We start from the raw sequence: 11340 nt of genomic DNA on the forward strand, positions 1-11340 counted from the left end.
TGATATAAGGCAACTTCCTCCTTGTAAAGCAACATGTTGAGATTGCCGTCTCTGCCGCTATCTACGTAGCTGAAACTAGGGCGGGCATCGTAATCGTAGTCTTTTTCAGGGATGACCTCCGTTGCAAAATAAGCAGGATCGAGCATATCGATATAATAGGGCAGCGCATCCGCACTGAGTGTGGACAGGTAGGTGATATCTGCCTGTGCGCCCTGGTTCTTGATATTTTCACGCGCAATGAACGCATCGATATTGAAAAGGGTGAGAACAATATAAACACCGAGGAAACAGAAGAAAGCGCACTTTTTGAGGTCGAGACGAGGGAGCCACAGGCGCAGGATCGCAAACAGCAAAAACAGGAACAGCGCCGCCATAAAAAACTGTGTGAACAAGCGCAGCTGTGAAAAGCCGAAGCTTTGTTCGTAAAGCGTCATGCGCGAAAAAGCGGAAACGAGCAGGATAAGCGTGCATACGAGCAGCAGCGTCATCAATACCTTACGCGCAACGGATGCAGAGAAGGAACAGGGTGCGCCGAACCGCAGGAGCAGGAACACGAGCGTGATCACAATGACGGCTACGGCAAGGAGTTGCCAGAAGCCGCTACGCGCGTATTCGGCATAGGTAAAGCCGTCCGGGACATTGCCGGAGAACAGGTACAGGAACTGGACCATGCAAAAGGCGACCAGTACAAGGCTGAGTGCAACCAGCACGAAAAAGGATGCGGTGAGATTGAAATATACAGGCTGCTTTTGTGCAGGTGCGGATTGCGCATAAGTGACAGGTGGCTGGGTATATGGTTGTTGTTGAGCATAGACGGGTGGCGCGGGAGGTTTTTTACGCTGCTTTGCAGCGAGCGACCACAAAAATCCGGAACCCAGCACAAAGAGCAGCAAGGCGACAAGCGCGTAACCGATCGCGTCGCTTAACTGGAGATTGCCGAAAGCGTCCATAAAGAACTTGTTGAATACCGCGTCTCCCGAGAGCAGCAGCGGAATGACGGCGAGAAGTACGGGAATGGTCACCGCTACGCCGATGAAGATACCTACAAAACGGTTTTTGCCGCCGTTTTTGTATGTTGTAAACGCGCCGCCCACGCCGCCAAACGAAAAGGTGAACAGGCCGGTCAGACTGTCGCCGATAAAGCGGACAGAATATGGGTCGTACAAGGTCTTTTTCATACACAGCATGGCCTGCTCTGCTGCAAACAACAGGATGAGGATGGCGTTTATGGTGAGCAACAGGGGATTTGAGGTCAGCACAAAGGGTATGCACAGAAGGGCGATGCTTATAAGGTGCACAACTGTTGATCTCAGGCCACACACAAACTGTTTGCCGAGCGCCAAACCGAGTGACAGATAGAAGATGACAAGATACAGCGGTACGTTGAGGCCAAGTGGGATGAGCTTGAATAGGTTGTCATACAGTAGTATGCAAAAGGATATGGCGAGCAGTGCGCCCGCGCCCGCTAAGCGCGGGGCGGATATTTGACTTGTTCTTTCTTCTGTTAGCATAAAAAACCTCCGTTTTTGGGTAAAACAAACCAGCCATGCCACGATGGCGCGGCACAAGCGGGATAAGTATTTTACCGTTTAGTCTTTGTCCGGTGTGTATTCCAAAAGGTCGGCAGGCTGGCAATCGAGCGCCTTACACAGGGCGTTCAATGTCGAGAAGCGTACCGCCTTACATTTGTTGTTTTTGAGGATGGACAGGTTGGAAAGCGAGATATCTACCCGTTCTGCAAGCTCGTTTAAGCTGATCTTGCGCTTTGCCATCATAACGTCAAGGTTTACCAATATTGCCATTATGCTACCTCATACCGTTAAGTCGAGTTCTTCGCGGTATTCCGCCGCGCGCTCGATGAGATAGGCAAGCACCCTTGCGCACAGTACACCGAGAAGCAGCAGCGCGATGCAAAGAAGCTTGGAGACAGATGGATTGAAGCAGGTAATGAAAACGAAGTCCGCAAGCAGAAGGGCGAGGGACAGGGACAGGCGTTTGAGAATAAGCACATTGTGCCGTATAAACGGATTACCGTTACGCACGCTGAGGATCAGCTTACGCAGCTCGTATAAAAACCACAAAGCAAGCGCGCCCGCGGTGTAAAAAAATACAAAGCTTTGCACGACATAAGAACCGGTCAAATATTTTGCTAAAAATGGCGTCGTTGCAAACAGGGCGATGATCGCCAACATGCACACAATGATCGCGCCGTCTAATATTTTTGCAGCGGTTTGTCCGTGTTTCATAATATCCTCCGATTTTCAAATCATGTATTATCATGGCAAGTATAAACCGAATTTTATTATATGTCAACAAATATTTATCGATAATCGATAAATATATAACTATTGAATCATTTCGATCTTCAAATCGCTGGGGCGTATCCAGCCGGCCTTACGCAAGAAAAAGGCGAATAAAAGCGTGAGTACTGCAGGCAGGATAAAATGCAAAAAGAGTATTTCTGTAAATAGCACGCCGGGCGCGACCATGCCCGCCATAGCATCCCACGTGCCGAATTGACCGACAAGCGCGGAGCTGCCCATTCCAGCACCATACGGCGTGTTTGTCATACCGAGTACGGCAGAGGAAACAGGCCCAAGGATTGCTGAGGCGGCAATGGAGGGGATCCATATCTGCGGCCGCCTCAGAATATTGGGAAGCTGGATCTTAGAGGTACCGAACGCTTGCGCGATAAACCCGCCCCAGCCGTTTTCACGCAGGCTGATGACGGCGAAGCCGACCATGTTACAGCAGCAGCCGACGACTGCCGCCCCGGCGGCAAGACCGCTCAGGCCGAGCGTGATGCACAGGCCCGCTGAGCTTATGGGGGAACTGAGCGTCATGCCCACGAGCACGGCGATGGCAATACCCATCGGTATGGGGCTTAGTTCGGTCGAAGCGTTGATGACGCTTCCGAGCCAGTTCATAAATGCGCTGACAGGTGGCCCTGCAAGCCAACCGGCTACAAATCCAGCAAGGATTGTAATAAGAGGGGTGAGGATGATATCTACAGGCGTTTTTCCCGCGACAAGACCACCGATCTCGATACCGACAAGCGCCGCGACATAAGCGCCTACCGGCCCGCCCATCAGGTAGCCAAAGCCGCCCGTAACGGCGGAGGAAAAGATGACAAATGATTTTGCCTTCAGGGTATAGGCGATCGCCACACCGACCGCCGCACCTACAATAGGGGACTGTGCGCTCAAAATACCGTCCAGGACGGCGCACGCTTCGCTGAGTGCCGGTATGCCGGCGAGAGCGGGCGTGATAAGCTTAGAAATAATAACGCCTATGATCAGGCTGGCAAAAAGGCCGAAGGCCATTGCCGACATGCCCTGTACAAACCAGCGCTTGGCAAATTTTTTGACGACAGATAGTGCCTGGGTGTTTGTTTTCATGGATATCCATACCTTTCCGAAAAAAATCAGCACAAAAAAATGCTGTAGAAAAACAGCACTTTATGTTTTTAAGCGGTACGTATACCATGGACATGCCAATTGCTTAAAAAGTATATGACTTAAATTGCATATACAGAATATGGTTCCTAATTATACAGGATCTTTTTTGAATTGCAATAGTTTTTTTGAAATTTAAATCATACCAAATAAGGCATATATAAGCGCTTTTTGTGCAAGATATGCATAACAAAAGGGCAATGACAAAAATTTTTTGTCGTTGCCCTGTGTTCTTTAATTCAGCCGTCCGTCGCTGATAGTGACGATCCGTTTGCTTGCCTGCGCGACGTTTTTGTCGTGGCTGATCATGATGATGGTGTTACCCGCGCAGTTTAACTCGTGGAACAGCTTTAATATCTCTTGCCCTGTGACCGAATCGAGCGCGCCCGTTGGTTCGTCAGCCAGTAATAGGGCAGGACGTGTGACAAGCGCCCGCGCGATGGCAACGCGTTGCTGCTGCCCGCCCGAAAGCTCGTTCGGGCGGTGGCGGATGCGCTCGGTAAGGCCTACAAGGCGGATGCTTTCCTCTGCCTGTGCAATGGCCTCGGTGCGTGACATCCCTCGCAGCAAAAGGGGCATAATCACGTTTTGCAGAGCCGTGTACTGCGGGATAAGGTGGTACTTTTGGAAGATGAACCCGATCTTTTGGTTGCGCAGTATGGTGAGTTCGTTGTCGCCCTGTTCATGCACGGCCTCGTTGTCGAGAAAATAGCAACCTGTATCGAGTGTATCCATACAGCCGATGATGTTCATGAGCGTCGATTTGCCGCTGCCGGACGGGCCGAGTATCGTGAGATACTCGCCGCGTTCCACCTGTAAGTCGATGTCCTTTAGGACATGCAGGCTGCTATCGCCTACGGCATAGGATTTATTGACGTCTGTCAGTTCCAAAAAATGCTCCATTGCCTACTCCAGAACGGTGATGGATTCGATGGAACCGTCCTCTTTTTGCAGTATCATCAGGACGTTTCCTTCTTTTAAGTCGGACATTTTTAGCTCCTTGCCCATCATATCATAAATCTTTAGACCGGCAGGGACAGTCAGGTCTTTTGTTTCACCTGTGTATTCCAGCTCAATCTTGGGCATGTCGTCCATATTGTCGAAAAATTGGACATCGCCGCTGCCGTCCGCAGAGTAATAACCGACTTTTGGTTCGCCGCCCTCAGCGGAGGATTTGCCGACGTCTTCTCCCTCGTGTGTTGTGATGCTGATGCTCGGAGCTTCGGCCGCGATGGATGCGTCTCCGCCCTCCCCTCCGCCTTCGACGGATTCCGACGAGCCCTCCGGCTGTTTGGCGAGGTCAAGCGTCAGCTCGTTGCCCACAAGGGATTTGACTTTGCCGTACAATGGCGTCATGGCGGAGGGGTCGTCGGCGCCGTCAGTAGGGGATTCCGAACCGGCTGAGGGGGAAGCGGCATCCTCTGCGGGCGCTTCGCTTTCAGGCGTGATGGGGGAGGCCTCCGGCACGGGCGCGGAACACGCGACGAGGGAGAGGAGCAGCAATGCTGCAAAGGTTACCATAAGAATCTTTTTCATGCTTTGAGTTTCCTTTCTTGTTTGCTTATGCGTTTATTCATAATTCAAAGCGTCGATCGGTTTTAACCGTGATGCTTTGTATGCGGGATAAAACCCGAACAGCGTACCCGTCACCACCGCAAACAGCAAGGCGATGATCTGTCCGTCGATCGTGGGCAGCACGGGGATATCGGTATAGTCCATCAACGGCATACAGGCATAAGACAATGCTACGCCCACAAGGCCACCAAACAGACTGATGATGACGGATTCCATCAGGAACTGCGTCATGATATCCTTTTTAGAGCTGCCAAGCGCCTTTAGGATACCGATCTCTTTGGTGCGTTCCTTGACAGACACGAACAGCACGTTCATGATGCCGATGCCACCTACAATGAACACGATGGTCGCTACAGAAATCAATAGTACGTTCATCGTGCGCGCAGATTCCATTGCCGCGTCGATGCGGCTGCCCGCGTCTTCGAGCATATAGGCGCCGCCGTCTTCCAAGATATAGTCGAGCGTGCCCTGCATCTGTTTCATGGCAGCCTGTACATGGTTTATGTTATCCGCCATAGCAACGATCTGGGGGATCGTGAAATCGTCTCCTAAGAAGCGCTCACCCGTTGTGAAGGGAATAAATATCGTATCGTCTGGGTTCACGCCCTGCATACCGTCGCCTTTTCGCTCTAAGACACCGATGATCTTATATTGCTGCTCGCCGATCTTGACGTTTTTGCCGATGGCGTCCTCCGGGCCTTTATAGTATTTTTGGGCAAGCCCGTCGCCGATGACGGCGACACGGGTCTCGTTTTCCACATCTGTATCCGAGATATTTTCACCCTGCACAGTCTGCAGGTTGTTGATCTTCTCGTAATTGGCGAGCACGCCCGCGATCTGCGAGGATGCCTTCTGTCCGTTGAGGTTGGCTTCGGCGAAATAGCTCGCGCGCAGGGTGATATCTTCTAAATAGCTGTTTTCGTCAAGCATCTGCTGCATATTCTCGATGTTCAGCTTGGGTATTTTGGTCATATCCATATCCGCGCCGAACATTTTGCTGTAATCCGGATTGACGTAGATGGTCTCTGCACTAAGCCCTTTAAACTGTCCGGCGATCTCCGCTTCGCCGCCACGGCCGATGGCGATGACCATGACGATGGTAACAGCGCCTACGATGATACCAAGCGACGTTAAGAGTACTTTGAATTTGTTTTGCATCAGGTTGATCCATACGATGCGTAGTGTTTCAATCAGCCTCATAACATTAACCTTCCACGATCACAATGTCGCCGTCTTTTAAGCCGCCTGTGATCTCGCTTACTTTACCGTCCGAAAACCCGGTCTGTATCTCCACGTCGCGCAGTGTACCGTCGTCGTTCTTCATCTTTACGAATTGCTTGCCGTCGTGCACAGCGATCGCTTTGTTTGAAAGCTGTAGTACGTCTTTTTGCTGCTTGATGATCATGGTCGCGTTGGCGCTCATGCCGTCAAGCATTTCTGTGTCGTTTGCGTCTACCGCGATGATGACGTTATACGAAACGGGGTTGCTGTCCTTGATGGGGGCGAGACTGCGTGACAGCACCTTGCCGGTAAACTTTGTATCGCCAAACGCGTCCAGCGTGAATTCTGCGTCCTGCCCCTCTTTGATCTTGCCGATATCCGACTGGGGGACGGGCACGATAACTGTTTTTTGGTTGGGATCGCCAATGGCGGCGACAGGCGTGTCGGGCTTTGTTTCGCTTCCTACCATTGCATCAAGGCCGAGGATCACGCCGTTCTTGCTTGCGTAGAGGTAGGGGTCGTCTTTTAATACCTGCAGCTGGTCGACCTTTTTTTGCGCTGCTTCTACATCCAGCTTGGCAAGCTCGATCGCGTTGTTCAAATTGCTGGAATTTGCGCCTGCGATTTTTTTATCGATAGCATTGTTTTTGGCCTGTGCCTCGTTCTGCTTGTTCTTTGCGTCTGTAAGGGAGGAACTGTTGGCCTGTGCGCTTTCCAGTTCCTTCTTGGCGTTTTCCAGCTCGGATGTAAGCACCTCGCGTTTGGCGTTGAGCTGTGCGATCTGTGGGTCGTCTTCGGGAAGGACGGCCAGCTGTGCATCGAGGTCGGCGATCTGCGCATTTAGGGAATCCACCGTTTGCTGAAGGGAAGTTACCGCGCTATTGGCCTGCGCAAGCTGGCTGTCTGATTCTGCGCTGCCCGCACCCTGCGCGGCAGCCTCTTTTTGTGCGTTTAAGTCGCCCAGTGTTTTAGCGCTTTTGGCCTGTTTTAAGGCGATGTGCGCTTTTTCCAGCTCGTTTTGCGCGGCATCGAGTGCTTCGCCCAGCTTTTGCTCGTCCGCCATGGCAAGCTTATCGCCCGCTTTGACGCTTTGTCCCGCCTTGACAAATAGTTCGCCGATCGTGACCGGCTCGCTGAAGTTTTGGGGATCGGCTTCGTATTTGAGCACACCCTGTCCGCTTACACCGGCGGTGATATCGCCGCGCTTTACAGGGTATTCGCGTTGGATGGTTTCGGGCAGCTCACTTCCGGCCGCATTGGTCACGCCGAAATAGCTTGCTATGCCAATGCCCGCGATGACGACCGCCAGCGCAATGATCATTTTCTTAGATGGTTTTTTGAGTTTCATATCGTCCTCCAAAAGTTTTACTGTGCCTATCATACAAGGGGGAGGATTAAGAAACGGTTAAGAAAAAAAGACCCCGCGACATTCGCAGGGAATCCATACTATTAAATTTTTAGGCAAAAGATAAATAGAAATGATGAGGGATATGGGGAAACCAGGTTAGATTATTTTGCTGTGGGGGCGGGACCCGTAGAACTACGAACAACCAAAACAGGTGGATGCTCTATCTTGATCCGGGCCTCTTGAAAATGGGTGTTTTGGTTATGATTCAATATACTAATCTGTCTCTGTAAAAGCTCAAAAGCGGAGCGGCCTTTCTGATTAATATGGGGATCAACTGTTGTGAGAGACAAAGGCAATAGACGTGCATATAGAAGGTTGTCATAACCGCAGATAGAATAATCTTTTGGAATCTGTTTTCCTTGCTCAATCAAGGCATCGGCAATCCCTCTGGCGATTACATCGGTCATGCCTATAAACGCAGTCGCTCCGGTTTTAAATATAGAAGGATCCTGCATCAGTTCATAACCAATAGAATAATCGTCTACCAAACCAGCCATCTCACTTTGCCAATCGACATCCTTAGAACGGACGAAAAAGGAATCCTTCAAGCCATATTGAGCCATCTGGTGTTTTAAGCCCTTTACGCGGATGTGTCTGCCTAAGTTTACATCCGGCGAAGCAGTGAGCAACATAATTTTTTTATGACCCAATTGAACCAAGTGGTCGATCAAGAGAACTGAGGATTGAAAATTGTCCATTTCCACAATATCGACAGAAAAATTATCGGTCTTATCACAGACCGCAATGACAGGAAGTGTTTTAGAAATTTCATTGAATTTTTCAGGACAATGTGGATATGCAAGACAAATAATACCTGAAACGTTCATTCTAACAGCAAAATTCAAATAAGAAAGCTCAAGCTCCTCGTTGCGGTTCGTATTGCATATTACAGAACGGTATCCATTGAGAAGAGCAATATTCTCAATTTGCTGCGCCAAAGACGAGTAATAAGGGATTGTTAAGTTTTCGCTCATAATCATGATGAGCTTGGAATCGGCATGAGACATCGTAGTGTTGGGGGGCTGGTAACCCAGTTCCTGACAGGCCGCTTGTACTTTTGCTATTGTTTCAGGCGCAAAACTAACATTTTTTTTGCCGCTGAGTATCAATGAAACTGATGACTGCGATAGACCTGTTGCAGCGGCGATATCTGACATGGTTACCTTTTTTTTCATATAGAAAATTCTCCTTATTCGTTCTTTACAGTTTATATAGGAATTAAGCTTCGATATATTAATTCTAATTATAAGTAGTATACCACATAATTCATTAATTGAATAACATTTTATAAAATTAAACAAAAATTATTGCTAATATTATCAAGCTTGAAAAGAAAGAAATATTTTATGAAATAAAAAAATAAATAATACAACAACAACGAAAAAGCATAAAATTGGCTTGAAATAGTTTAAAATTATTGATATAAAAAGCTTGACATTAATTAATAAATGCAGTATATTATCAAATATAATATTAATAAAAACAAACGAAAACAAATCAAAAACAAAGATTGCTAATTAATATTATTAATAAACTAAAATCAAAAATTTAATCCTTACTTTTCCTTTATTTTAAGCACGATTCATATAAGAAGAAATAGGTACATGAAGGCACGCATTATATAGTGATGTAAATTATTGTAATGGTATGACGTTATCATGTAATAAATATTTTCTGTATCAATATCTATTATAGCCTAGCGAAATATCATCCAAAGGGGGTGACTGACAAGAGATTTTTGAATGGTAGGAAGATCAGACAGATTATCTTTGAAAAAAATTAATATAAGGGAGGACAGAAAAAATGAAAAAAGGTAAAGGGATGTGGATCAGGATAGTATGTATCGTTTTGATTGTTGCGCTAATAATCGGATTTACAGGCTGCGGGCAGGGGCAGCAACCGGCACAAAGTGCTAATGGCACGCAGACATCAGAAGAGGCTTCTGGACAGGGAGAAAACGGTACAAGTGATTATCCGGCAGTGACGATTGAATACTGGAACATTAACAGCGAGACACAGGGAGGGCCTACGGTTGAGCAGCTGATCCAAAAATTCAATGAGACGAACGACAAAAACATTACGGTCGTTGGAAAATTTAATGCAAATGCCTATCAAGGCATTGCACAAAATCTTCAAGCGGAGCTGGCTATTGGAGAATATCCGGGTGTGGTTCAGGTAGGATGGAACTATCTCAACTATTTTGCAGAAAATTTCCCGCAATATGTCGGACCTAAAGAAATTATTGAAAAATATGTACCGGAAGACGCAGGATATCTGGAAGAAAAACTTGAGACAAATATCATAGAGTTAGGAACGGCGGTCAATGGTGAGATTTTGGGCTTGCCATATGCGGCATCTACACCAGTAGTGTTCTACAATGCAGATATTTTCCGTGAGGCTGGACTAGACCCTGATAACCCGCCGGAAACATTTGATGAGTGGCTGGAAGCGGGGCAAACAATCAAGGATAAAACTGGAAAAGAAGGTCTATATTATGAAATAATTGCCAATACATATACAATGAGCCCGATGATCATGGGAACAGGGACAAATATGTATGAGGTGGACGCAAACGGGCAGGCAACAGCAACATTCTATTCACCAGAATCGGTGGAGCTGTTCAAAAAATGGCAAGCAGGATTTGATAGCGGCGCATGCATTGACCTTGGATCGGAAGAAGCGTTGGGAGCTTTTGCGGCAGGCGGAATCGCAACGCAAATTGTCACGATCGGAAAGCTTTCTTATATGCAGGAAAGTTGCGATTTTGACCTCAGAACAGCGCCTTTTCCAAGAACCGGCAGTGAAGAAGACTATACGGTATGCGTTGGCGGAAATATGCTCGTATGTTTTTCAGAGAATGAAGATGAGATTCGCGCATGTTGGGAATTTATGAAGTTTCTGTATGAAGCGGATAACATGGCAGACTGGGTTGTGGGTACAGGATATTTGCCCGTGACCAAGGATGCAGCGGAATCTGAGAAGATGCAGGCTTTCCTTGATGAGAATCAATTGATGCAGGCATCTCTGGAAACATGGACCAATGCAAAGTCGTGGCCCAGTTGGCCGGGAGCGAACGGAATGAATGTGGATCAGATATTGGTTGATATGCGTGATTCTATCGTTTCGAATGGAGTGAATCCAGATACGGCTCTAAAGGAAGCCCAGGATAAGATCAACAGCATGCTGTAATCATTGGTAAAGAGATGTACCTTCCCCTTCTATAAGGGGAAGGTATGGTAAGTAAGGAGAAATGGTAATGTTTGGAATGAGTGAAGAACTTCTAAGGCTGGAGGAACAGGGGAACCCCATCAAGCTGGCTGTGATCGGCGCAGGGCAGATGGGCAGAGGTATGGTGAGCCAGGTCGTACTGATGAAAGGCATGGTTCCGTCGATCGTAGCGGATATACAGCTTGACAATGCGCGCAACGCTCTGCTCCATGCAGGTGTTCCGGAAGAAATGATCCGCGAAGCGAAAAGCGGAGCGGAGGCAAGCGACTATATCAAGCAAGGGAAGTACGTGATCACGGAGGATGCGGGCGTAGCGATTGAAGCAGACGGGATTCCGTGCATTGTGGATGCGACGGGCGTAACGGAGATCGGGGCGCAAATCGCCGTGAAAAGCATCAAAGCGCACAAACATATCGTGATGCTGAATGTAGAGGCTGACGTGGTGGTCGGGCC

10 protein-coding genes and 1 pseudogene are annotated in these 11340 nt (G+C 48.2%); 2 read left to right on the top strand and 9 right to left on the bottom strand.

Going from position 1 to position 11340, the window contains the following annotated elements; translation table 11 throughout:
- From VB081_RS06650 to VB081_RS06690, 9 genes are all read right to left on the bottom strand, one after another.
- A partial coding sequence (locus VB081_RS06650) for a DUF4153 domain-containing protein (RefSeq protein WP_323400048.1) occupies positions 1 to 1511 on the bottom strand: 1511 nt, incomplete at its 3' end.
- Between the two features lie 78 nt (positions 1512 to 1589).
- Positions 1590 to 1802, bottom strand: a complete 213-nt coding sequence (locus tag VB081_RS06655; protein ID WP_323400049.1) for a helix-turn-helix domain-containing protein — start codon at positions 1800 to 1802, stop codon at positions 1590 to 1592.
- Between the two features lie 9 nt (positions 1803 to 1811).
- On the bottom strand, positions 1812 to 2246 hold the full coding sequence (locus VB081_RS06660) for a DUF2975 domain-containing protein (RefSeq protein WP_323400050.1): 435 nt from the start codon (positions 2244 to 2246) through the stop codon (positions 1812 to 1814).
- A gap of 99 nt (positions 2247 to 2345) precedes the next feature.
- Entirely contained in the window at positions 2346 to 3398 is a 1053-nt protein-coding gene (locus VB081_RS06665; protein WP_323400051.1) for a PTS transporter subunit IIC, read from the bottom strand.
- A gap of 291 nt (positions 3399 to 3689) precedes the next feature.
- The gene (locus VB081_RS06670) at positions 3690 to 4358 is read right to left on the bottom strand and encodes an ABC transporter ATP-binding protein (RefSeq protein WP_323400052.1); all 669 of its coding nucleotides are present in this window, start codon (positions 4356 to 4358) and stop codon (positions 3690 to 3692) included.
- 3 nt (positions 4359 to 4361) lie between these two features.
- Entirely contained in the window at positions 4362 to 4991 is a 630-nt protein-coding gene (locus VB081_RS06675; RefSeq protein ID WP_323400053.1) for a hypothetical protein, read from the bottom strand.
- A gap of 33 nt (positions 4992 to 5024) precedes the next feature.
- Complete coding sequence (locus VB081_RS06680) at positions 5025 to 6230, bottom strand: ABC transporter permease (RefSeq protein WP_323400054.1); 1206 nt, start codon at positions 6228 to 6230, stop codon at positions 5025 to 5027.
- A gap of 4 nt (positions 6231 to 6234) precedes the next feature.
- A complete protein-coding gene (locus tag VB081_RS06685; RefSeq protein WP_323400055.1) occupies positions 6235 to 7599 on the bottom strand; it encodes an efflux RND transporter periplasmic adaptor subunit in 1365 nt (454 codons plus the stop codon).
- Positions 7600 to 7760: 161 nt separating this feature from the next.
- Entirely contained in the window at positions 7761 to 8834 is a 1074-nt protein-coding gene (locus tag VB081_RS06690; protein WP_323400056.1) for a LacI family DNA-binding transcriptional regulator, read from the bottom strand.
- Between the two features lie 628 nt (positions 8835 to 9462).
- On the opposite strand from VB081_RS06690, the gene VB081_RS06695 reads away from it, so the two are divergent.
- Together VB081_RS06695 and VB081_RS06700 are read left to right on the top strand one after the other, a co-directional pair.
- Positions 9463 to 10848, top strand: coding sequence for an ABC transporter substrate-binding protein (locus VB081_RS06695; RefSeq protein ID WP_323400057.1), 1386 nt, complete (start codon positions 9463 to 9465; stop codon positions 10846 to 10848).
- A 67-nt stretch (positions 10849 to 10915) separates the two neighbouring features.
- Positions 10916 to 11340 (top strand): annotated as a pseudogene (locus VB081_RS06700) (NAD(P)H-dependent oxidoreductase); the annotation flags it as partial.

The sequence above is a fragment of the Christensenella sp. genome (genome assembly GCF_034927525.1).
GTDB lineage: Bacteria > Bacillota > Clostridia > Christensenellales > Christensenellaceae > Christensenella.

Excerpts from the sequence above, each read along its gene's own strand:
- VB081_RS06655 (WP_323400049.1), bottom strand. The coding sequence starts at position 1,802 with ATGGCAATATTGGTAAACCTTGACGTTATGATGGCAAAGCGCAAGATC.
- VB081_RS06660 (WP_323400050.1), bottom strand. The coding sequence starts at position 2,246 with ATGAAACACGGACAAACCGCTGCAAAAATATTAGACGGCGCGATCATT.
- VB081_RS06665 (WP_323400051.1), bottom strand. The coding sequence starts at position 3,398 with ATGAAAACAAACACCCAGGCACTATCTGTCGTCAAAAAATTTGCCAAG.
- VB081_RS06670 (WP_323400052.1), bottom strand. The coding sequence starts at position 4,358 with ATGGAGCATTTTTTGGAACTGACAGACGTCAATAAATCCTATGCCGTA.
- VB081_RS06675 (WP_323400053.1), bottom strand. The coding sequence starts at position 4,991 with ATGAAAAAGATTCTTATGGTAACCTTTGCAGCATTGCTGCTCCTCTCC.
- VB081_RS06680 (WP_323400054.1), bottom strand. The coding sequence starts at position 6,230 with ATGAGGCTGATTGAAACACTACGCATCGTATGGATCAACCTGATGCAA.
- VB081_RS06685 (WP_323400055.1), bottom strand. The coding sequence starts at position 7,599 with ATGAAACTCAAAAAACCATCTAAGAAAATGATCATTGCGCTGGCGGTC.
- VB081_RS06690 (WP_323400056.1), bottom strand. The coding sequence starts at position 8,834 with ATGAAAAAAAAGGTAACCATGTCAGATATCGCCGCTGCAACAGGTCTA.
- VB081_RS06695 (WP_323400057.1), top strand. The coding sequence starts at position 9,463 with ATGAAAAAAGGTAAAGGGATGTGGATCAGGATAGTATGTATCGTTTTG.